Below are 22,712 nucleotides of genomic sequence, written 5' to 3'. Positions count from 1 at the left end.
ATTTAGTCGAAGTTCAATATGCTAAACGTGGGATGATACCATGACGAGCCTATTGAAACAGCTCCCAAGGATAAAGGAGGGCATAGTGCTCGTTGAGTACTCCTCGACGGATCATCCGGAGAGGGCCATGGCGGAGATATTCACCGAATGGATGAACATGGGGATAGTTCCGCTGATAGTGGACATAGGGGATGCCCTCCACGTCTTCATTCAGAACCTGCGGTTCCAGGGCATCGAACTTCCAGTAGAGAACGTTCCGGTGATAAAGGAGAAGGGAACCGTTAAAGTTGGAAGCGTAATCGGAACCGTGGACGTTATAGAAGACTTCGACCACCACCTGGCCGTCTACTCCAGGTTCGCCAGGGAGGTTCCCCTGGAAAGCCGGAACCACACCATTGTATTGGGCATGGAGAGGTTCTCATTTACTTTCATCTCAGATCCCCCAAAGCTCGAAAGGTACTTCGAGAAGATAACAAGGCTTTACCTCCCAGTTGAGGAGAGGGTAAGTTTCCTCTTCCTTAACGTGGACATAGCATCGGAGTACCTTAGAAAAGGCCTTGAGCAGGATTCGGACTACGTGATTAAGATAGCAGGCAAGACGGCCAAGCTCCTGAAGTCTCCGGGAGGGGTGGGATATGCGGTTCTCTGAGTACCTGAAAAGGATTAAAGATGGAGAAAACGTGCTGATAGAACACACATCGCTTTCCCCGTATCCCAAGCTGTTCTACGAAATAGGCAACGCATACGGCTGGGAAAGGCTTCTCCTGATCGACATACTGGACTCAAGCATGCCGGTAATCAGGTGGCTCCGCCTCGCGGGCCTTATGGTGCCCACCCATGTGAAGAGAATAAAGGCAGGTGGAGTCTCCGAATGGGGTGAGGTTATCTTTGAGATTGACCCACACAAGGACCCTGGAATTTTCTTAAGCCGCTTCTCCAACTGGGCCGCCAGGTATTATTTGAACAACCCTGGAACCGTCAGCGTGGTCATGAACCCGGAGAGGCTCATTCCGCTCCAAAACAACAATCCCCGCTTCATCATAAGCCTCACCAACTTAGGAGTGGCCTTCATCGGAAATCCCAAGAGAAGAACCTTCTACTTTGTAAACACCGACCTCGCGGATAGGAGATACGTAGCGCTCCTGGAGGAGGCATTTATACGTGTCATGAGGATTGATGACGACGGAAGAACGATGATAGTAAAATCACCGGAAGAAGATGAGGGAGCGAGTCTGGAACCGGTGTAAGCTGGATTGGCATTAAATTAATATAACCAACTTCCCCGTTTTAATCCCGGTGAGCAAGATGCCGATGCGCTGCAAGTTCTGCGAGAGAAACGCGTTTATCAAGCTCCATTACCCGAGAATGTACCTGTGCCCTGAGCACTTCACGGAGTACTTCGAGAGGAAGGTAAAGCGAACGATAGAACGCTACAAACTCATAAGCCCCGACGAGAGAATCCTGGTAGTCGTCAGCGGCGGGAAGGATTCTGCCGTTACCGCTTACGTCCTCAAGAAGCTCGGCTACGATATCGAGTGCCTCCACATAAACCTCGGCATCGGCGAGTACAGCGAGAAGAGCGAGGAGTACGCAAAGAGACAGTGCGAAAAGCTCGGGGTTCCTCTCCACATCGTCCGCGTTAAGGAGCTCCTCGGGAGGGGCATCGGAGAGGTAAGGACCCGGAGGCCGACGTGCTCCTACTGTGGCCTGACCAAACGCTACATCTTCAACAAGTTCGCCTACGACAACGGCTTTGACGCCGTCGCTACCGGTCACAATCTCGACGACGAGGCGAGCTTCATCTTCGCCAACCTGATGAACTGGAACACGCAGTATTTAGCGAAGCAGGGGCCGGTGACGCCGAGTGAATTCAACGGCAAGCTCGTAAAGAAGGTGAAGCCCCTCTACGAGCTGACCGAGAGGGAAGTGGTGGCTTATGCCCTCGCCAACGGCATAGAGTACCACATTGAGGAGTGCCCGCACGCCGTAGGAGCTACGACCATAGAGTACAAGGAAATCCTGAACGAGATGGAGGAAAAGAGGCCGGGGACGAAAATCAACTTCGTCAAGGGCTACCTGAGGAAAAAGCATCTCTTTGAGGCCGAGCTGGAAAAGACCGAGCTGAGGGAGTGTAAGGTCTGCGGCATGCCATCGAGCGGAGAGGTTTGCTCCTTCTGCAGGTTCTGGAGGCTTGAGGAGCCGCTGGACTTCAGGGTGAAAAGGGGTGAAGGCAGGCCGATGAGGTGAGCCTTTCGGGCCCTGAGGGGTGATGATGGCCACCCTAGCTGAGGCCCGTTAAAGCTCCCTAAAGTGGAGCCTGAAGCGAAGCTCACCCTCGACCGGGAAGAGGATTGTATAGCTGACTCCCTGCTGAATGAAGTCCCAGCCGCTCTCGCTCTGGCTGAGGGTCTTTATGGGGTACTTCCAGACCTTCGCTTTTTTGTCCAGCTCTATCGCAACCCTCCCGATGCCGTGGGGGTCGTTCACCTCGAACCTCTCAGCCTCGAACTCTCCAGGGCTTTCCATGACGCTGTGGACGGCCAGGTTAAGCTCGACGCCGAAGAGGGCTTTGGTTTCACTCCTCACGGTGTAGTCCACGATGAAGCCGTCCCCGGTTAGGCGGAAGGACTTCTCAACGCGCGCGGGTCTTCCTGAAACGGTACCGTCGCGCCAGAGGGTAATCCCCCCTTCGAAGGTGCTGTAATCGTAGGCCCCCGTCAGGAAATCGCCAAGTTCAGGGTACCTCGCAAGCCTGTAGTCATCGAGTGAAGTCCCGGTGTCGAGGAAGTGGTCTTGGAGGATGGCCCTGAGGTGGTCATCGTATGCCATCTCCCGCTTTATTTCGTCGGGAATTCTCCTGCCAACCTCGTGTATGCTGGCGACACCCTCGTCGCCGCCTTCCTCGGGGGTAGCCGCCCCCGGAACCTCGTGGTAGTGCTCCCAGCGCCTCGCGAGAACGTTGTTGTAATTGACCGCCCTTCTCTTCGAGCTGAGCTCAAAGAGCCCCCCGCCATAGCCCGGTTTGAATACGGCGTAGAAGCTCCCGTTCTCCATAAAAACCTCGTCCCGTCCGTCGAAATCTATGTCCCTGACGAAAGTCCCGACCTCCATGTGGCTGTTCGCCCGGATGAGGTTCTCCCATACTGCGGAGCGGAGGTGGGGAAGGTACACGCCGCCAAAAACTCCATGCCAGTAGGCGTCGTTGCACTGGGCCCTGAGGAGAAAGCGCCTCGCCTCGGGGTTGTTCCTCACCAGCCTGCTTACCATCAGCATGCGCTTGTGCATGTAGTTGCTCTCGGGGTATTTGAAGAAGAAGTTCTTCCAGATGCCACCGCGGACGAAGACGCGGTAGCGCTCAAACTGACCCTGCTCCTTAAGCTTTTCAACGAACTCAACGAAGAGCTTCGCCTGCGGTGCCGGCAGGGACCACTCGCTCATCTCGAAGTACGAAGCTATTGGAAGGTACACTATGCCCCTTGGCTTGAACCTGGAAAGGTATTCCGAATAGAGGGTGAGGTTTATCCTATCATCGCTGGAGATTTCCTCGAAGAACTCTCTGAGCCAACCCCTTTCGTAGACCCACTCGTGGGTTCCCGGCCAGACGCCAAACTTCTCACCGTCGTCGTGGAAAACGGCAACCTTGCTCTCGTCGCCATCATCGAGGGAGTGGAGGTATTCTATCGTTTTCTCCACCGGACGGAACGGTATTAGGTAACGCAACTTCTCGTCTATCGGAAAGACTGCTATAACCTCCCCGCCGTCCTCCGTGTAGTACGGCCAGAAGAGTTCCTCCTTGCTCAGCCCGGCGCTCATGAAGTGGTAATCGTCAACGATGACGTACTCTATTCCCGCCTGCCGGAGGCTTTTTACCAGCTCCGGCTGCCACACACGCTCGGTCAGCCAGACACCCTTGGCATCGTAGCCGAGTTTTTTCGCGAAATCCTTGAGGAGCTTAATCTGCTCTATCCTATCCTCCTTTGGAATCGCCGCCAGAACAGGTTCGTAAAAGCCGGCGACGACGATCTCAAGCTGCCCCTTCCTCACAAGGGATTTGAGAAGATCAATGTACTCGGGCCTGTTTTCATTAAGCCATTCAAGGAGAGGACCGCTTATATGAACTGCGACCTTCATGTTCGGGTACTCCTCAAGTATCTCCATGAACGGCCTGTAGGAGCGCTCGTAGGCGCTCTCCAGAACCCAACCGAAGTTACCGAGAGGCTGATGGTTATGGATCCCGAATATGAAGTTCACCATGGCAACCACCCCTGTTATCACTAGCAGTGATATGGAAAGAAAAGCATATAAACCTTTTTCTCCAAGTATTCACTACCGGTGATTACAGAACACCCTTGGGGATTGAACATCACCGGAGGTGTTTGATGTGAAAAAAACGGCAGCCTTTGTGTTGATAACCGTTCTTCTGCTTAGTCTAGTGCCCTTTGGGAAGCTCGCCAGTGCAATGTACGGGGAAAAAATCCTCGACGGGAGCATTGCCGAGTGGGGTACTCTGGATCACATCGCCACGGCAGAGAATAACGGCCTTGCTGGAGCTAATCTCCGCGATCTTTACATAGCATGGGATGACGAGCACCTCTACATCGCCATCACGACAAGGAACTCCCAGAGCTGGAATGTTGCATATGGGATAGGGATAGACGTTGACCCAGGAAGCGGAAACGGCTACACCGGCACCAGCGATGCCTGGGGAAGGAGGATAAGCTTTGGAGGCGGATACGCCGCTGATTATGAGCTGTACTTCTGGTGGTCTGGTGGTGATGGAAAGATAACATCGGACAACTTCATAACTTGGACCGGAGGGGGATGGGACTACAAGGGTGTCAAAGACGTTGGAGGAGATTTCGTCTATACTGGCGACTCCAGCACCGGGCTTCAGCTCATGGAAATAAAGATACCCTGGAGTGCACTGGGCGGGAAGAAGGATAAGATAGCGATAGTCGCATGGATAGCGGGTGGGGGTGACTCTTCCGCGGTCAGTGCCCTGCCCTGGGACAGCGCAATGGAAAGCCTTGACGCCCCCTATGCCAACTGGTATAGAGGAGACGAGTGGGGCGACACCGATTACTTCACAGAGCTCGCCGAAGTGGCGATAGCCCCCAAGGCCATAGACGGAAACCTCGACGACTGGGAGAGCTATGAAGTTGTCGGTGTCAGCAGCTTAGATGGCCCCGACGGCGCCGATCTGGACAAACTTTACGTGTCCTACGACGACCAGTATCTCTACATAGCACTCACCACAAACAATACCGCAAGCTGGAATGTTGCCTATGGGATAGGAATAGACGTCAAGGATGGTGGATACACCGGGGATACCGATGCTTGGAATAGGAAAATAGGATTCTCTCGGGGAATTGATTATGAAATATATATGTGGTACAATGCCGGTGGCGACTTCATTGGAGGCGGAAACTTTATAACTTGGACAGACAACGGCTGGGACTACAAAGATATCAGAAGTGTTGTCACATACGCCACTATCACTGGGGCTGGCCTACAGGTTCTTGAAATGGCAATCCCATGGGATGCGATTGGAGGAAAGGTCCCCGAGGTTGCAATAATAGCCTGGGTAGCAGGGGGTTATGAGGGGGATTCAGCAGTTGATACCGTACCCTTTGATCCGGAAGTTAATGGAAACGACTGGACCGATCAAGACTACCTCACAAACTTTGCCGTCATAGAAATACCCATTCCAAAGCCCGAGCTTACGGTCAAACTGACATCCAACGTATTGGATGTTGAGCCGAGGAAGCCGGCCAACTTAACCATCGACGTCCGGAACCTCGGAACCGTCGAGGCAAAGAACGTAACCGTTGCCCTCTATGACAACGACAGACTGCTGGCATCGTGGATTGTGAACCTCTCCGCAGGGGGCAACGCCAGTTTCTGGTACATCTACGAGTACCCGGGCATGTGGGGAACCCACGTTTTCAAAGCAGTAGTTGATCCTGAGAACACAATCGAGGAGTTCAACGAGGACAACAACGTTGATACCATCACCCTTGATGTTGGACGGCTACCAAAGCTCCAGAACACATTCGTCATGCACAACATGTTCTACGGAACCAGGCACTTTGAGAAGGACTATCCCAAGTACAAGGAGCTCGACCAGCAACTCAGGAACATGCCTCTTCCGGAGGATGCGAAGGAAAGACTCGACGAGCTTCAGGGCGAAGTTCTTGACCTGGTAAAGCTCTACAACGAAGGCAAGGACATGATCACCCAGCCTAACTATGCATTCATGGGGGCAATAAAGATATACCGTGCCTACACTGGACTCAGGAAGATTATCAGAGAGATGGAAGAGATGCTCAGAAAAGCCCAAGAAGGAGAGTACGAGCGTGAAAAATACCTTGAGGAGCTCGCCAAGAACCTCACGAAGACAATAGATGGAAACCTCGACGACTGGGACGTCCAGCCGGTGGCCATCGATGAGACTGGCTTCGGTCAGGACGGGGCTAACCTCAAGGCACTCTACGTTGACTACGACGACCAGTTCCTCTACATAGCCCTCACAACCGAGAACAAGGCCTCATGGAGGGTCGCCTACGGCATAGCCCTTGACTACAAGGACGGCGGGTACACGACCGGAACCGATGCATGGGGCAGAAAGGTGGGCTTTACAGAGGGAGTTGACGCCCAGCTCTACTTCTTCTGGAACGGGGAGTTCTTTGGAGACCTCGGAACCAGCAACATAACCAGCGCCCAGCTCGTGCTGTGGAACGGGACGGCATGGAAGTACGAGGACCTCAAGTGGGTGGGATTCTACAATTACACCGGTGGCGCCGAAAACGGACTTCAGACCCTGGAGATAGCGATTCCGTGGATGGTCATCGGGGGCGAGCCTAAGAACCTGAAAATCGTGGCCTACGTGACTGGACAGGGCAGCGGTGATTCAGCTGTGGACGTACTGCCCCTCCAGGAGGCCGTTAAGGACAACGCGCCGGGCGATGAATGGGGAGACGCGGACACCTTCTCGGAGTTCGCGGTGGTCACAATTGAGTGACCATCCCCTGCGTTCTTCCTCTTTTTAAGCTTTCAAAGGGAGATAATCCCCGCAAGGTACAGTGCCACCGCTATCGCCAGCTGGTTGGAGAAGTTATCGTCCAGCTGACTGGCGGGGTTTCCTCCGGGAGGGAAGCCATAGAGTTCAACCAAGGCCCCAGTTAGGGAACCGACAACCGCCAGAAGGGGACCAACCAGGGGGTACAGTATCAGCACGCCGGAGATAAAGTAGGCGAGGCTTCCTTCGAGGCTCTTTCCGTTGCTGAAGCGGTGCCTGCCAAGGGATTTTCCTATTATCGCCGCGAGAGCATCCCCCACGGTGGCAACCGCTATGGCACCGATGGCTATCTCCTCCGGGAAAAAGTAGACCACTATGAAGGCCGCCGCGGCAAAGTATATGTGAGCCGCCACACGATAGCGCTCGTGTCCCCGGGTTATCTCGTCGATCTGCTTTTCAAGAACCTCCATGCGCTCCATGACGTCGTTGTCCATGTATATCTTGAGCCTCCTCTTTATGTTGTCCCTCAGCTCCTCGATTATCCTGAAGGGTTCGAGCACGACGAAGATGAAGAACGCCAAGCCAATGAAGGTGAGCGTGAGGTCGCGCCCGAAGAGCAGGTAGGAGACCGGAACCAGCAGTCCGGTGAGATGGAGGGACTTACGCTTCAGCTCGCTTTTCATGCTCATTCCTTATCACCTCCAGCGCCTCCAGCAGGTTGTTAACGGTGTAATCCGCATGTCTCGCACGTCTTCCCTTGAAGTAGCCCCTTCTAACCAGCACGGTGGTTGCACCGATCTCCTTTCCGCCCCTCATGTCGGTATCATCCCTGTCGCCAACCATATAAACCTCGTCCTCGTGGGGGAAGAGCCGCCTGGCCAGGCGGAAGTTGTGCGGGTCTAGCTTGCTGTGCCCGGTCTCGCCGCTTATTATGAGGGCATCAAAGTAGTCCTTTATGCCCAGATATTCGAGCTTCTTCCTCTGCCAGCGGGTGGAGGAGTCAGTTATGAGCACCACCCTGGCCCCCATCTCCTTCAGAGCCCTCAGAAACGGGAGGGCATCCGGGAAGAGCCTGAGGTTCGAAAAGAACACCCTGTCTATGAGCTCCTGCATCTCCTCAAGCTCCCAGGGAGAGATTTTCGCGTAGACCTTCTCCAGGAGATTCTCCACGATTTTGTCAAGGTCCATCATGTGGAACTCCCGCGACTGCTCAAGCTCCCGGTAGCGGGCGGTGAGTATGTAAAAGAAAGCCCTGAACTTTCTCCTTTTCAGCAGAAAGGGAACCAGACGGAGTATGGTGTACTTCCCGGCCTCCCACGTGTTGCACAGGGTATCGTCGAGGTCAACGAGCACGAGCATATTAGAGAATCCCTCCCACGGATTTAAATCCTTTGGGTTAAGTTTTAAAAAGATGACTGGGAAGTCTCCAACGTATGGACAAGGGAAGCCTGCTCATAATGACGGGTATGGGAATGATAATGCTCGGATTCTTGCTAGTCTTTATTGGAACCATCGTCTCTGCCCTCGGCGGGGAGGGGGATGTTGAGAGCGGCGGGGTTATAATGATAGGGCCGATACCGATAATCTTCGGAACGAGCAGAGGCGCGGCCGGGATGGCCCTGATACTGGCGATAATCCTCATGGCGCTGTGGGTAATAGTGGCTCTACTCGCGAGGAGGGGATGACGTGGACTTCCTGCTGGCCCTGGCAATTCTTCTTGTAGTTGCGAAGAGCATCGAGTGGCTCTTCGAGAAGGTCGAGATCCACCCCATAATAGCCCACGTACTGACGGGTGTCCTTTTGGGACCCTTTGTACTGGGGATTATTGAGCCAATCGAAGAACTCGGGGTTCTGGCCGAGTTCGGCCTGATAATGATGATGCTCTACATGGGCCTGACGAGCAACTTCTCGGCCATAGCCCAGAACACCAAGAAGGCCGTCGTAGTTGCAAGTCTTGGAGTCGCGTTCTCCTTTATTCTCGGATTTATCACGGTAATGTACTTCGGTAAAGGGACAACGGCGGCCATATTCGTTGGAATCACCCTCGGAAACACCGCAATAGAGGTTACCAGCGGAATCCTCGTTAAGGAGCGCGTTAGGAGAGAGGTCTCCTCAATCCTCATGGGGGCGGCTTTCGCCGACGACATAATGGCCGTTTATCTCATTGGCATTATAACCGCGATGGCCGGCGGGAGCTTGGACGCACTGTCCTTTGGAATCCTGACCGTCAAGATATTCACCTTTATCGCGGTGACGCTCCTCATCTCGGAGTACGTATTCAAGAGGGCGAGGTGGTTCTACTCGATAGTTAGGAACCTCAACGTCTTCTTCACCTTCACATTAATCCTCACCTTCGCCCTGGCGATAATAGCGGAGAAGGTAGGCCTGAACCAGATAATCGGCGCCTACCTGGCGGGACTCACGATAAGCAGGCTCCGTGAGAGGAAGGACCCCCTCGTGGTAACGAGGATAAAGCTCAACGAGCTGATCGAAGACCTCCAGGTCGTCCTCACGGAGTTCTTCATTCCCCTGTTTTTCATCTACGTCGGGCTTATGTTCAACCCACCGCTGGCCAGCATAAGCCTGGCCCTCATAGCGGCCCTCTACATGGCGGCGGTTCTCGGTAAGCTCCTCGGCTGTGGCATGGGAAGCAAGCTCTTTGGCCTTGGGTGGGGGGACTCAATACTTGTGGGCATTGGAATGGGTGGAAGGGGAAGCCTGGAGCTGGCCATACTCACCTTTGGCCTCACAACCGGGTTGATAGACCAGGTTCTATTCGCCAGCGTTATAGTGGTTTCCATGCTCACGGCATTGACGACGCCACTCTTCTTTAAGACGTATATCAAAAGGGCAAAAGCTTAAATTCGTCCGGGAGGACTAGTGCCAGGCTGGTGAGAGGATGTTCCCACGGAGAGGTGCGAGCGAGAAGGAGGTTCTGGAGGAGCTTGAGGAGAAAACGTCAGAAGATCTCACCTTCGATTCGGGAAGGATCCTCGGTTCGATGTGCACCCATCCCCATCCATTCGCGGTTGAAATCGTCAGGCGGTACATAGACAGGAACCTCGGCGACCCCGGACTACACGTCGGGAGCAGAAAGGTCGAGGAGGAAGCGATAGAGATGCTCTCAAATCTCCTCGGCCTCGAAAAGGGCTACGGACACATAGTCTCCGGGGGGACAGAGGCCAACATCCTGGCCGTGAGGGCCTTCAGGAACATCGCCGGGACTGAAAATCCGGAGCTGATTCTGCCTGAGAGCGCCCATTTCTCCTTCCTCAAGGCGAGCGAGATGCTGGGCGTTAAGCTTGTGTGGGCTGAGCTGAACAAGGACTACACCGTCAACGTAAAGGACGTCGAGGATAAAATTACCGAAAACACGATTGGAATAGTGGGCATAGCCGGCACGACCGGTCTCGGCGTTGTGGACGATATCCCCGCCCTGAGCGACATGGCCCTGGACTACGGCCTTCCGCTACACGTTGATGCCGCCTTCGGGGGCTTCGTGATACCCTTCGCCAAGGAGCTCGGCTACGAGGTTCCGGACTTCGACTTCAGGCTGAAGGGAGTTAAGAGCATAACCATAGACCCCCACAAGATGGGAATGGTTCCGATTCCAGCGGGAGGGATAATCTTTCGCGAGAAGAGGTACTTGGAGGCGATAAGCGTCCCCGCGCCTTATCTGGCCGGTGGGAAGGTGTGGCAGGCAACCATAACTGGTACGAGACCCGGGGCGAGCGCTTTGGCGGTCTGGGCGATGATAAAGCACCTCGGCTTTGAGGGTTACAAAGAGGTCGTGAAGAAAGCTATGGAGCTGAGCAGGTGGTTCGCCCGGGAGCTGAAGAAGATACCCGGGGTTTATCTGATACGAGAGCCCGTCCTCAACATAGTCTCCTTTGGAACACCAAATCTCGAGGAAGTCGAGGAGGAGCTCAAGAGAAGGGGCTGGGGTATAAGCGCCCACCGCGGTTACATAAGGATAGTCATGATGCCCCACGTGAGGAGGGAGCATTTGGAGGCGTTTCTGGGGGATCTGAGGGAGGCAATCCGAAACGTTTAAATTAATAACGCGATATTAAATATCATGATATTAAAGTTCATCGACCGTGAGGATGAGCTGAAAGCGCTGGAGGAGCTTTATTCCCAGGGAAAGGCCCAGTTCGTGCTGATATACGGGCGTAGGCGCATCGGAAAAACAGAACTCGTTAAGAGGTTCATAGAGGGAAAAAAGAGCTTCTACTTCCTTGCCAGGAAGGAGCCCATGGAGCTCGAACTCGAGCGTATCGTAAGGAGCTTCAATCGAAGGTTCAACGTCTTCATCGAGGCCAAAAACCTTGAGGAGTTCTTTGAAGAGGTTGCAAACTTTGGAAGGCTGGTCTTCGTGATAGACGAGTTCCCCTACTGGGTGGAGGAGGACAGGTCAATCCCCTCGACCTTCCAGTACATATGGGACGAAATCCTCAGGGAGTCACAGGTCATGCTGATCCTTCTCGGCTCGTCGATATCGACCATGGAGGGCCTTATGAGTTACAAAAACCCCCTCTACGGAAGGAGGACGGCACAGCTCAAACTGTCAGCCCTCGGATTCTTCCACCTGCGGGATGCCTTCCCCAGTTATTCTTGGGAAGAACTCGTCAAGGTTTACGGAACGATAGACGGTATCCCTGCTTACCTGGGGTACTTCGATGATTCGTTAAGTGTTGAGGAAAACATAGAGCGCAACTTTTACAGAAGGGTCAGCGTTCTCTACGAGGACGCCGAGAGGCTACTGAAGGACGAGCTCAGGGAGCCCATCACGTACCTCAACATACTGAAGGCAATAAACGACGGTAAGACCAAGCTGACGGAGATAGCCAACGAAACGAAGGTGGCCGTTACGAACCTCCCAAAGTACCTGAAGACCCTCGAAACGCTCGACCTGGTTTACAGGGAGTTCCCGGTAACGGTCAGGGAGAGGAAGCGCTTTGGCGTGTATCGGGTCAGGGACTTCTACTACCGCTTCTGGCTCCGCTTTGTCTATCCCTACAGGGACGATATCGAGATAGGCGCCATAAGGTTCGAGGACTTCAGGGACGACTTCAACAAATACCTCGGGGAGGTCTTTGAGAGCGTCGCCAGGGAGTTCCTCATAAGGCTCAACTCAAAGAATGAACTACCCTTCCGCTTCACAAAAATCGGAAGATGGTGGGACAGGAGAGAGGAGATAGACCTCGTCGCTTTAAACAGTCTGAACGGTGAAGCGGGTCTCTTTGAGGTCAAATGGAAGGAACTCTCCAGGAGGGGAGTCCTCAAAGTGTTGAGGACGCTTGAGAAGAAGGGTGAGAAGGCAGAACTTGGAAAAAGAAGGTACTACGGGCTGATAGCGAAACGCGTTGAGGGAAAGGAAGAACTCCAGGAAATGGGTTACCTAGTCTTTGATTTGAAGGACTTTGGGGGGGCTACTCGGTGACCCCCTTTATGTCCACGTGCACGAAGGCCCTCTCGACCTCTGGAATTTCCTCTATGCGCCTCTTCACCTCCTCGCTGATGTCGTGGGCCTCCTTCAGGGAAAGCTCCGGCGGGACCTCGATGTGGAGCTCGACGTGGAGCTTGCTACCAACGTAGTGTGCCCTTAAATCATGAACGCCGAGGACGTTGGAGACGCCTAGGGCGCGCTTCTTTATCTCCTCGCACACCTCGAAAGATGGGGCCTTTCCGGTAAGGTAGCCGACGTTTTCCAGAATTATCTCAAGGGCAACCTTGACGAGGAAGACGGAAACCACGAGACCCGCGAGGGAATCGCCATGCTGAAAGCCGAGTTTCTGGGCACCTAAACCGATTAGAACCGCAACGCTGCTCAGGACGTCGCTCCTGTGGTGGTAGGCGTCGGCTATTAGGATCTGACTGTTGAGCCTTTTTCCAACGTGAACGGAGTAGCGGAACATGAGATCCTTGGCGAGTATGGAAACCACCGTGACCGCGAGCATGAGACCGTTTACCTCTATGGTCTCCCCTTGGAGGAGCCTCATCAGGGAATCCCTTCCAATTTCGTAGGAGACCACGATGAGGGCTTCACCGATCAGGAAAGCCACCAGAGGTTCAAAGCGCGAGTGGCCGAAGGGGTGGCTTTTGTCGGGCGGTTTCGAGGAGATTTTTATCCCCGCATAACCTATGACGCTCGTTACGACGTCGCTCAGCGAATGAACGCCGTCCGAGATGAGGGCTATGCTGGAATAAAGGAAACCCACGATTAGCTTGAGGACTGCGAGAAGAACGTTGCCAATTATGCTGACCCATATCGGCTTGTAAATCTCCTCCACGGTACCACCCGTTGCAATGATTAAAAGGGAGCGGTCAGTCCGTCACTCCATCATCACGAGCCTCAGACAAGGCTGAAATCATCATCCCGAAAAAGGTTGAGGATGGGCCTTAAAAGGCTTGCTCAGCGATCACCTTTCCGTCCTCATCCATCGGTTCGCCCATCAATCATCATCGCGTTTCCCAGTTCTCGCCGGGACTTAAAACGGTTGCCCAAAAATAAAGTGAAGGAGGCAGTGGAGTCAGAACTCCAGCTCGAAGTTCCCAGGTTCATGCTCAACAACGACCGTCAAGGTATTGCCGGAGAGGGATTCGTCCACGATTTCACCGCCGATGACCCTGACGTCTTCAACGTTTCTCAGGGCCACCTCGCTCGTGCCCGATAGGTGGTTGCGGAGGTAAAGTACATCCCCCTCCCTGCCCAGCACCGTTGCTGTGGAGTAAACGACCTCGACATCGCCGTACGCGACCCCGAAGGGCAGGAAGAGGACACCGCGCTTCCTCATCTCTATCCCTTCCATGAGCCCCGGAACCTCAACGCCCCTATATTTGACCTTCCCAGAGAGCCTGTGCCCGCGCGGGTTGGCGAGAACCAGGTAGTTCCCGTGGGGAATCACTATCATGTCCCTATCCGTCACCTCAACGTCCCGCTCAACGCCCTGCATCTCCAAAAGTCTCCCAACGAACTTCCTGTGGAGGTCGTGGTGGCTGCTGAAGTACTGGAGCCTGAAACCAAGGATTACGGCACTCCCCTTCCCCTTCCGAACGAGCGCCCCGACGGGCTTACCGTTGGCGAAGGCTATGGGAGTTCCTCCCCTAACTTCCCTGACGACGTTTCGGGTTATCATCCGGTCTATCCCGTCCGAGGAAACGCTGATGAAGGGTATGAGCCTTGGGCTGTCCCTCGCCTCGACCCTCTCAACCTCCACCCCCAGGAAATCCGCCAGAGCCGAGTAAGGACTCAGGCTCTCGTCGAGGTGGGGGAGCATCGGGAGGATTACGAGGTTCCCGCCTCTGGCAACGAACTCCACGAGCTTGTCCTGAACGTCCCTGGCCATGAAGTCGAGGCTGTAGACCCAGAGCTGGTCGTAGGAGAGCATCTCCTCAACGCTCGCCTCCTCAAGGTCGAGGACGTCAAAGGGGACGTTGCTCATGGCCAAAAGCGTCAAAAGCCCGCGCTCTCCAAGCAGGTACTCGTTGAGGTTGACGCTCTCCTCAAGGTTCCTCCTGAGGCCGAACAGCGAAACCGCCTCGTAGGGCTCGTAAGCCCCGAAGGCAACTCCCGGCTTTAGCTCGGAGGTGATGAATTCAGGGTTGTTGAGCAGGAACTCGCCGAGCCATTTAATCGGCTCGACGTGGGGCCTTTCGCTTCCATCGAGGCCTATAGGCGAGTAGACGTCCCAGGTGATTCCGTTGTGGGACTCGTAGCCCCTCGGATTTTCACCGCCGACATAGAGGTAGTAGTTGACGTTGTGAATGCCCAGGGCGGGCAGGAGGGCGTAGAGTAACTCCGCCTCGTCGGGCTCTATCGTGTGGGCCAGCGAGGCCTGGGTCTCTACGCTGAGGGGCGGCGTTCCAAGTCTCTTCTGGTAGAAGCGGTAGATTCCGGTCTTGTAGTAGAGGTGCCCGAGCCTGTCCTCCTTGAAGTCGAAGGAGCGGTAGAAGGAGTACCAGAACTCGGTCCAGAGGTGTATGTCGAGGTTCCTCTCCCTCACGTAGCGGTAGAAGTGTTTCCACGCCGCCAGGAGAAGGTAGGGGTCGAGTATGCTAATCGGAACGTCGATATAGCGCTTGAGGTGGGCGTAGAGAACCTCGACGTAGCGGTTTATCATCCATATCTTGAAGCGGTGCCAGTCGAGTATCTTCGGCAACGGTTCGTTCTCGCTCGCCGGCGCATAGACCTCGGAGTAGTCCCCGATTGGCCTTCCGTAGCGCTCGCTCAGCTCATCGAGGGAGTAGTTGGACCTGAGCCACTCCTCCCAGAGGCCGCCCGGGCGGGTGATGACCTCGTTGTAGTCGGTCAGGAAGGGCTGAAAGATGGTCTCCCAGTAGGAGGGCTCGTCGTCTATGGAGACGCTTATTATCGGCCCCCCGCTGGTGTACAGGTAGTCCCTGATCACGAGCAGAACGGCATCGTACCACCTTGAGACGGCCTCAAGGTAAGTCGGGTGGAGGTATGTTATCGGCGGGTAGTAGATGTCCCCGGGCAGGGGGCCGTTCGGCCCCTTGGCGAGTATCTCGGGGTGCTCCTTGATAAGCCAGTCTGGGATTCCGCCGTTCCTCCACTCGCCGCAGATGTAGGGGCCGGGCCTGACGATTGCGTGCATCTCCAGCTCCTGAACCAGCTCAAGGAAGCCGACCAGGTCCCTCTCCGGGACCGTTTCGCCCGTGAAGTCGAGCTCACCCTTCGAGGGCTCGTGCCAGTTCCAAGCGACGTAGGTATCAACGGTGTTGAGGCCGTGCCTCTTCATCCTCTCCAGTCTGTCCCGCCAGTGCCTTTTCGGAACGCGGAAGAACTGGAGCGTTCCACCGTAGATTACAACCCTCTCGCCGTTGATGATGTAAACCCTGCCGTCGTGCTCGACCCTCATTCTCATCACCACGTCACCACCTTGCTCAGAAACCTCGGCCTGTCCGGATTGAGTCCACGCTCAACGGCCTTGTAGTAGGCGAGAAGCTGGATAACAGGGAGGTAGAGAACCAGGTTCACCGGCGGACTGAGCTCGGGAACCTCTATGAAGTAGTCCGCCCCCGTGTCACGCCTCCCAACGGTGAGAACCCTTGCTTTTTGCCCCTGGAACTCTTTTGTAAGCTTCTCGTGCCACTCGAAGGGCTCATCGACGAGGAGAACGACCAGTGTACCCCCGTCCGCTATGGACTTGAAGCCGTGCCTCACCTCGAAGGTCTGGTAAGCCTCGCTCCAGAAGAGGGCCATCTCCTTCATCTTGAGCATGGCCTCTAGGGCCACCGGATAGAGTATGCCCGAGCCGAGGAAGATGACGTTTCTGAAGTCAAAGCCGTTGACGATTTCCCTGATGTGTTCCTCGCGCCCCAGGACTTCCTCAGTCAGCGACTTGACAAGGCCAGCGTCGTAGGTTTCAAGACCGCGGGAGTGCAGGAGGAGCTGAATGAACGCGAAGTAAAAGGCAGTAAAGGAGTGGGTCATGACGACGCTCTCCTCCGTGGCTGGAACTATCAGCGCGTAGTCGGCTTTCTTCGAGAGTGTGCTCTCGTAGGCGGTGAGCGCAAATCGGGGAACATTCAGGGCGTCGAGGGCCTTTATGGCTTCGGTGGTCTCGCCGGAGCGGGAGATGGCGACGAGGAGCTCAGGCCTTCCTATCGGATACCACTCGCGCGAATACAGAAGTTCGGAGCAGGGGGTGCTGAACCCCCTGCCCCCGAGGCGGGTGGTTGCCATGGCCAGCGGCTGCGACAGGAAGTGTGAGCTGCCACAGCCCGTGTAGAGTACCTCTCTCGGTAACCGGAAGTCGTGACTGGTTACGAACTCCTCGAAGGCCCTCTGGGCAATGAGTATTCCCTCGGGGTTTCTCCTTATCTCCCTCAGAGTCGCGTGCATTCAACCACCCCCGTGAAGATGACAGGCAACCCAGTGGTTCTTCTCGACCTCGCGAAGCCCGGGGCGGGATTTCCAGCAGGCCTCCATGGCCCTCGGGCACCTCGGGGCATAGCGGCAGCCGGCTATCTCGTAGATGCCGCGCTCCTCCTTCTCGGGCTCGATGCCCCTGAACTCCCACTTCACGTTCAGGTCGGGAACGCTCTCAAGGAGCATCTTGGTGTAGGGATGCAGCGGGTTGTGGAAGACCTTCTCGGTGTCGCCCATCTCAACGATGGTTCCGCGGTACATGATTATCGTCGAGTCGCTGATGTAGTAGCCGAGCGCGAGGTCGTGGGTGACGAAGAGGACGGAGGTGCCGTACCTGTCCCTGAAGTCGCCGAGGAGGTTGAGAACGTCGATTCTGGTCGAGGCATCGAGCATTGAGACGGCCTCATCGGCTATGAGGAGCTTCGGCCTCACGAGGAGGGCCCTCGCGATGAGGATTCTCTGGAGCTGACCGCCGCTGAGCTGGTGGGGGTACTTCCCCCTGACCTCCGCGGGGTTCAGGCCGACCTGCCTCAGCGCGTCGTCTATCATTTCCTCGCGCTCGTCCCGGCTGACATCGGGGAAGAAGGAACGGAAGACGAGGTCAAAGGCCCTGTCAATCTCGTGGAGGGGGTTGAAGCTCGCGAATGGGTCCTGGAACACCGCCTGAACCTGACGGTAGTAGTTTTGCCTGAGCTCCCTTTTGCTCATCTCCAGAAGGTCCCTGCCCTCGAAGAGTATTCTCCCCGATGTGGGCTTTATCAGCCTGAGTATGAGCTTGCCCACCGTCGTCTTCCCGCTGCCGCTCTCGCCGACGAGGGAAACTATCTCGCCCTCTCCAACGGTGAAGCTGACGTCATCGACGGCCCGGATTTCAAAGCCCCCGACAAGGCCGGAGCGGAAGATTTTGGTGAGATGTTCAACTCTGAGGAGTTCGCTCATTGGCCCTCACCCCCGAGAAGATGGCAGGCGGCGTAGTGGTCCTTTCCCACGCGGACGAGCGGCGGCTCCTCGTCTGGGCATTTCTCGATGGCACGGGGACAGCGGGTGTGGAAGCGACAGCCCTTAGGGGGGTTCAGGAGGCTTATTGGATAGCCAGGAATCCCTTTGAGCTTCTGCTTCCTGTACTGCACGCCCATCCTCGGGAGGGAGTTGAGGAGGAGCCGGGTGTATGGATGAACCGGGTTGTTGATTATCTCCTCCGTGGGGCCGATTTCGACAACTTTGCCAGCGTACATCACCATTATCCTGTCGGCTATCTTGTCGAGTATCGCAAGGTCGTGGGTGACGAAGATCATTGACTTGACTATGCCTTCCTCCATGAAGTGGTGGAGCAGCTCAATGACCACGCGCTGAGTCGTTACGTCGAGGGCGGAGGTTATCTCGTCCGCTATGAGCAGGTCGGGGTTGAGCAGGGTTGAGACCACCATAGTCGCGCGCTGTCTCATTCCGCCGCTCAGCTCAACGGGGTACATGCCCGCCACGCTGGGGCTGAGCTTCACCATCGCCAGCCTCTCGCGGAGGAGCCTTTCCACCTCCTCCCTGTCGCTGTAGCCGTGCTCCCTCGCGAGATCCCAGACTATATCCCGGATTTTCTTCGTGGGGTTCAGGGCGTTCATCGCGTACTGGGGGATTATCGAGAGCTCGGTGTAGCGTATCCTTCTCGCCTCCTCCTCACTCAGTCCCATCAGGTCCCTGCCTTTGAAGAGCGCCCTCCCGCCCATGTGAACCATCGGCCGCTTGCGGAGGATGAGGGAATGCACGAGGGTTGATTTCCCGCATCCGCTCTCGCCGGCTATGCCGAAGACCTCACCCTCCCTAACGTCAAAGCTGACGCCGTCAACGGCCTTTACGTGGCCGACGGGAGTCGCGTAGTAAATCCTGAGGTTCTCAACGGTGAGCATGTCATTCCCTCCTCAGCCTCGGATTGAACACCTCTTCCATTCCCAGGTTGATGAAGAACAACGCGGTGATTATGAGGGTGATTATCAGTCCGGGCGGTATGAACCACCACCACCAGCCGAACTGAAGGGCATTGTGGGCTATCGCCTTCTGGAGTATCGTTCCCAGCGATACCGCCGTCGTTGGGCCGAGGCCTATGAAGTCGAGCGTCGCCGAGGCGAGTATCGCGCCACTGAACTGCAGGATTCCGACCATGAAGATGTACGAAACCATGTTGGGCATTATCTCCTCGAAGATTATCCTGAGGTCGCTCAGGCCCACTATCCGGGCAAGGTTAACGAACTCGCGGTTCTTCAGCGAGAGCGTCTGGGAGCGAACGGCTCTGGCAACCCAGGGCCAGCCGGTCAGACCTATGATGACCGCCTGAACCTCGGGGCTTCTAGCTTCAAGGTAAGCCGCCACGAGGATGAGGAGAACTATCGAGGGGATGACCAGCATTATGTTGACGAACATCATGAGGAGTTCGTCGGTCAGCCCGCCCTTGTAGCCCGCGATGAAGCCTATCGTGATTCCCAGAACGGTCCCTATCACGGCTGCGAGCAGGGCTATCCAGAGGCTCGTCCTCAGGCCGTAGACGAGAAGGGCGTAGAGGTCCTTCCCGAGCTTGTCGGTTCCCAGGATGTGGAGAACCTCCACCTGCCTGCCGGTGTAGGTTGTGAGCACCTCCCTCGTCATGGGCGGGAGGGTCTTGGTGGAGTACGTCGCCACGGTGATGTTCGTTCCTGGTATGGTCTCGTAGTAGAGCCCATCGCTCGCGAAGGAGGTGAACAGAGGCCCGACTATGGCGAACACAACGAAGAAAAGGAGCACTCCAAAGCCGAAGCGGAACTTGTTGTTCTTCATTGCGAGTTTGAACTTGTAGAGTCTGCTTTCCCTGACCATCTTCAACCCTCCGTGTAGCTGGTCCTGACCCTCGGGTCAATGAAGGCGTAGACTATGTCTATGACGAAGTTCGCGGCCAGGACGGAGATAACCACCATCAGGAACGCTCCCTGGAGCAGGAAGTAGTCCTGGCTCAGCGCCGCGTTCATGAGGAGTATGCCTATCCCAGGGTAGTTGAAGACTATCTCCGTCGCTATAGCTCCAGCTACCATCAGGCCGAGCTGAAGCGCCAGCCCCGTGACCTGGGGGAGGATGGCGTTCCTGTAGGCGTGTTTCGTCATGAGCTTCTCACTTGCACCGAGGGCTTCGAGATAGCGGACGTAGTCGGCCTCAAGCTCGTAGATTATCATGTTGCGCATTCCAATCGCCCAGCTGCCAATCATGACCGTGAACAGGCTCAGGAATGGGAGTATCCAGTGGGAGAGGAAGCTCTTTATGAACTCCCACGAGAGGCCGGGAAGCAGGGAAGGGTCGTAGGCGCCCTGGTAGGGAAGCCACCCGGCCCTGACGCCGACAAAATAAACGAGGAGCATGGCGAACCAGAAGTAGGGCATGCTCGCGAGGAAGTAGAAAACCGGCATCATATAGCGGTCGTACCTCTTATTCTTACCCGCTATCGCGCCCAGCCAGTTGCCAACGAGCCAGCTGAGCGCTATGGCGGGCAGCAGGAGGGCAATGTCATAGGGAAGGGCGTGCCTGATTAAATCCCACACGGGGGCCTTGTAGAGAAGGCTGTAACCGAGGTCACCGTGGAAGAGCCTCACCCAGAAGTTGAGGAACTGCCTCCAGAGGGGCTCGTTGAGGCCGTAAAGGTCCTCGTAAAATTTAATCAGAATCTCCCTCTCGCCGGGGGAGAGGTTTAGGGTCGAGTCTATCATGGCCTCTATCGGGTTGCCCGGCATGAGCCTGGGCAGGAGCCAGTTGAGTGTGACCGCGAACAGAAAGGTTATCGCGTAAACGAAGGTCTTCCTGGCGAGATACTTCCTGAACCCCATCCTTTTCCCCCCGATTATAAACCGTCAAAAGGAAGAAAAAGGTATCAGCGCCTCCTCCTCAGGAGGAGAGGCACAGCCGCCAAAAGCAGCAGAGCGGCCGGACCGCAGATTCCTCCACCTCCGCCGGTGGTCGTCGTTGTTCCGCCCGGACTGCCCGTGGTTTCGCTCGGCGTCGGGGTCTGGGCGGGCTCTACTCCCAGCATGGCGAGTGCCGTTCCCCAGGTTCCAAAGCCGGGCCAGAATATCGGAACGCCGTAGGGGTTCTTCTCGTTGGGCCAGTTCTTCCAGTACTGCGTGTTGGCCTCGTAGAATACGGTTCCCGTGTACACAGGAACCGCCGGGACTTCTTGGAGCCATATCTGCGTGAGCTCCTTGAGGTATTCCACCTGCTCATCGGCGTTTGGAGTAGCCGCCAGCTTCTGAAGGAGTTCATTTGCCCTCTCGTTGTGGTAGTTGCCGAAGTTTGCAGCGCCCTTGTCGGTCTCGTTCTTGTAGTACATGAGGTTGTAATAGACGCTGTACGGGTCGGGCTTGAATGTTCCTGCCCAGTGGAGCGCGAGGTCGAAGTCGCCGCTGTTGAGCTTCTGCATGAAGAAGTTGGTCCAGTCGCCCTTGTCTATAACGACCTTTATTCCCAGGGGCTTGAGCTGGTTGGCGATTATCTCGCCCGCCTGTATCCAGTCGGAACAGCCCGAACATGTGACAAAATGCAGCTCAAGTGGTTTTCCGTTGTACTCCCTGATGCCATCTCCATCGGTGTCCTTGATACCCAGCTGGTCGAGAATCTTCATGGCGTCCTGAAGGTCACCGTACTTCCAGCCGTACTCGTTGATGAGGTCCTTGGCGCCTATCTTGTCCTTCCAGCCCTGCATGATGGGTCCGAGTGGGGTTTGATCGGGAACCGCACTTATCGGTCCCTGCTGGACTATCTGCTCCGGGTTGATCGCCATCGCAATGGCCTTTCTGAAGGCGGGCATGTTCATGGGCTCGTGCTGGGTGTTGAAGTAGAGAACCACCGGAACCACCGGCGGGAAGTAGGGCTCCTTGTCGAGCCAGCTGACGATGTTGGGGTTCTGCTTCTTCAGCTCCGCTATGTCGAGGTAATAGGTGGCGACGTCGAGGTCGCCCTTGAGGAACATGTTGGCGGCCTGATCGTTGCTCGAAACGTAGAGCTGGATTATGTACTTCGCAGCCGGCTTGTTGAAGTACTTCGCACCCCACCAGTCCTCGTTCCTTTCGAGGATTGACTTCTGTTGCTCGACGACCTCCTTGAGCCTGTAGGCACCGGAACCAACGAGGTACTTCTTGTCGTCTCCCGTGAAGGTCATGGTCTTGACCTTCTCCGGATCGAGGTTCTCGAAGATGTGCTTGGGTATTATGAGAACGGAGTAGAGGTTCTGGTCCCAGACCCAGACGTTGGGCTGGCCGGAGAAGATGAAACGAACCGTTCTGTCGTCAACGACCTTGATTTCGCTCAGCCCCTCGAACTTCTTCAGGCCGAGCTTTTCGTAGTACTCAAAGGAGAACTTGACGTCCTCAGCGGTCAACGGCTTTCCGTCCTGCCACTTGGTTCCCTCGCGGAGCTTCACCTCGTAGGTGGTGCTGTCTACCCATTTTCCATACTCCGCGAGCCAGGGTTTGAGTTCTGTTGTCATGAAGTTCAGCATGAAGAGCGGCTCAAAAACGAGACCGTCTATACCTATTATGTTGCCACCCTGGAATGGATTGGCGCTGGTCGGTGGAGCGCTGTTGGCGGTGTATATCGTCTCATTTCGGGGGAAGTCCTCAGCGCGCACGGAGGCAAAGCTCCAGAGGCTTACCAGCAGAAGAGCCACCAGAGCTACGGCAAGGTGCCTTTTCATAGTTTCCCACCTCATTATAAACAATGTCAATTTTATAACACAGGCCAAATCTATATAAGCTTTTTGGTGAACAGGATGGGTATGCAATGCACACTCATGTG

The 22,712-nt window shown here is 55.6% G+C and carries 19 protein-coding genes; 8 read left to right on the top strand and 11 right to left on the bottom strand.

The genetic code is table 11. The features are described from left to right. Positions 1–40 precede the first annotated feature (40 nt). From E3E37_RS07435 to E3E37_RS07425, 3 genes are all read left to right on the top strand, one after another. Entirely contained in the window at positions 41–649 is a 609-nt protein-coding gene (locus tag E3E37_RS07435; protein ID WP_167716129.1) for a DUF257 family protein, read from the top strand. Beyond that, entirely contained in the window at positions 636–1,247 is a 612-nt protein-coding gene (locus tag E3E37_RS07430; RefSeq protein ID WP_167716127.1) for a DUF257 family protein, read from the top strand. The genes E3E37_RS07435 and E3E37_RS07430 overlap by 14 nt, the downstream gene beginning before the upstream one ends. A gap of 64 nt (positions 1,248–1,311) precedes the next feature. Then, entirely contained in the window at positions 1,312–2,247 is a 936-nt protein-coding gene (locus tag E3E37_RS07425) for a TIGR00269 family protein (RefSeq protein ID WP_167716417.1), read from the top strand. A gap of 48 nt (positions 2,248–2,295) precedes the next feature. Here the strand turns inward: E3E37_RS07425 and E3E37_RS07420 are convergent, their stop codons facing one another. Beyond that, a complete protein-coding gene (locus E3E37_RS07420; RefSeq protein ID WP_167716415.1) occupies positions 2,296–4,254 on the bottom strand; it encodes an alpha-amylase/4-alpha-glucanotransferase domain-containing protein in 1,959 nt (652 codons plus the stop codon). Between the two features lie 127 nt (positions 4,255–4,381). Here E3E37_RS07420 and E3E37_RS07415 point away from each other — a divergent pair, with 127 nt between their 5' ends. Beyond that, positions 4,382–7,021: a CARDB domain-containing protein gene (locus tag E3E37_RS07415; RefSeq protein WP_371731697.1), complete on the top strand. Its 2,640-nt coding sequence runs from the start codon at positions 4,382–4,384 to the stop codon at positions 7,019–7,021. Positions 7,022–7,053: 32 nt separating this feature from the next. Here the strand turns inward: E3E37_RS07415 and E3E37_RS07410 are convergent, their stop codons facing one another. Both E3E37_RS07410 and E3E37_RS07405 read right to left on the bottom strand, forming a co-directional pair. After that, positions 7,054–7,707, bottom strand: a complete 654-nt coding sequence (locus E3E37_RS07410) for a diacylglycerol/polyprenol kinase family protein (protein ID WP_167716125.1) — start codon at positions 7,705–7,707, stop codon at positions 7,054–7,056. Next, positions 7,679–8,377 carry an HAD family hydrolase gene (locus E3E37_RS07405; RefSeq protein ID WP_088865586.1) on the bottom strand — a complete coding sequence of 233 codons (699 nt, stop codon included), beginning with the start codon at positions 8,375–8,377 and terminating at the stop codon, positions 7,679–7,681. The genes E3E37_RS07410 and E3E37_RS07405 overlap by 29 nt, the downstream gene beginning before the upstream one ends. A 74-nt stretch (positions 8,378–8,451) precedes the next feature. On the opposite strand from E3E37_RS07405, the gene E3E37_RS07400 reads away from it, so the two are divergent. The 4 genes from E3E37_RS07400 to E3E37_RS07385 are packed head-to-tail and all read left to right on the top strand — an operon-like array spanning position 8,452 to position 12,461. Beyond that, entirely contained in the window at positions 8,452–8,703 is a 252-nt protein-coding gene (locus E3E37_RS07400; RefSeq protein WP_167716124.1) for a DUF131 domain-containing protein, read from the top strand. Between the two features lies 1 nt (position 8,704). Continuing rightward, complete coding sequence (locus tag E3E37_RS07395; RefSeq protein WP_167716122.1) at positions 8,705–9,880, top strand: cation:proton antiporter; 1,176 nt, start codon at positions 8,705–8,707, stop codon at positions 9,878–9,880. 37 nt (positions 9,881–9,917) lie between these two features. Next, complete coding sequence (gene mfnA / locus E3E37_RS07390) at positions 9,918–11,072, top strand: tyrosine decarboxylase MfnA (protein WP_167716120.1); 1,155 nt, start codon at positions 9,918–9,920, stop codon at positions 11,070–11,072. A gap of 24 nt (positions 11,073–11,096) precedes the next feature. Continuing rightward, complete coding sequence (locus E3E37_RS07385; RefSeq protein WP_167716119.1) at positions 11,097–12,461, top strand: ATP-binding protein; 1,365 nt, start codon at positions 11,097–11,099, stop codon at positions 12,459–12,461. Here the strand turns inward: E3E37_RS07385 and E3E37_RS07380 are convergent. From E3E37_RS07380 to E3E37_RS07345, 8 genes are all read right to left on the bottom strand, one after another. After that, positions 12,451–13,311, bottom strand: coding sequence for a cation diffusion facilitator family transporter (locus E3E37_RS07380; RefSeq protein WP_088865581.1), 861 nt, complete (start codon positions 13,309–13,311; stop codon positions 12,451–12,453). The genes E3E37_RS07385 and E3E37_RS07380 overlap by 11 nt on opposite strands. 240 nt (positions 13,312–13,551) lie before the next feature. Then, positions 13,552–15,900, bottom strand: a complete 2,349-nt coding sequence (glmA, locus tag E3E37_RS07375; RefSeq protein WP_167716411.1) for an exo-beta-D-glucosaminidase — start codon at positions 15,898–15,900, stop codon at positions 13,552–13,554. A gap of 5 nt (positions 15,901–15,905) precedes the next feature. Next, the gene (gene glmD / locus E3E37_RS07370; protein ID WP_167716118.1) at positions 15,906–16,886 is read right to left on the bottom strand and encodes a glucosamine-6-phosphate deaminase; all 981 of its coding nucleotides are present in this window, start codon (positions 16,884–16,886) and stop codon (positions 15,906–15,908) included. After that, a complete protein-coding gene (locus E3E37_RS07365; protein ID WP_167716117.1) occupies positions 16,887–17,852 on the bottom strand; it encodes an ABC transporter ATP-binding protein in 966 nt (321 codons plus the stop codon). It abuts the gene before it with no gap. Further along, positions 17,849–18,814 carry an ABC transporter ATP-binding protein gene (locus E3E37_RS07360; protein ID WP_167716115.1) on the bottom strand — a complete coding sequence of 322 codons (966 nt, stop codon included), beginning with the start codon at positions 18,812–18,814 and terminating at the stop codon, positions 17,849–17,851. Before E3E37_RS07360 ends, E3E37_RS07365 begins: the two co-directional genes overlap by 4 nt. Before the next feature lies 1 nt (position 18,815). Beyond that, the gene (locus E3E37_RS07355; RefSeq protein ID WP_167716113.1) at positions 18,816–19,754 is read right to left on the bottom strand and encodes an ABC transporter permease; all 939 of its coding nucleotides are present in this window, start codon (positions 19,752–19,754) and stop codon (positions 18,816–18,818) included. Positions 19,755–19,756: 2 nt separating this feature from the next. Beyond that, a complete protein-coding gene (locus E3E37_RS07350; protein WP_088865576.1) occupies positions 19,757–20,749 on the bottom strand; it encodes an ABC transporter permease in 993 nt (330 codons plus the stop codon). A 44-nt stretch (positions 20,750–20,793) separates the two neighbouring features. Continuing rightward, complete coding sequence (locus E3E37_RS07345) at positions 20,794–22,611, bottom strand: ABC transporter substrate-binding protein (RefSeq protein ID WP_088865575.1); 1,818 nt, start codon at positions 22,609–22,611, stop codon at positions 20,794–20,796. Between the last annotated feature and the right edge of the window lie 101 nt (positions 22,612–22,712).

Origin of the sequence: Thermococcus sp. ES12 (assembly GCF_012027515.1) — an archaeon.
GTDB classification, from domain to species: Archaea; Methanobacteriota_B; Thermococci; order Thermococcales; family Thermococcaceae; genus Thermococcus; species Thermococcus barossii.
This window is presented reverse-complemented; position numbering and strand designations above follow the sequence as displayed.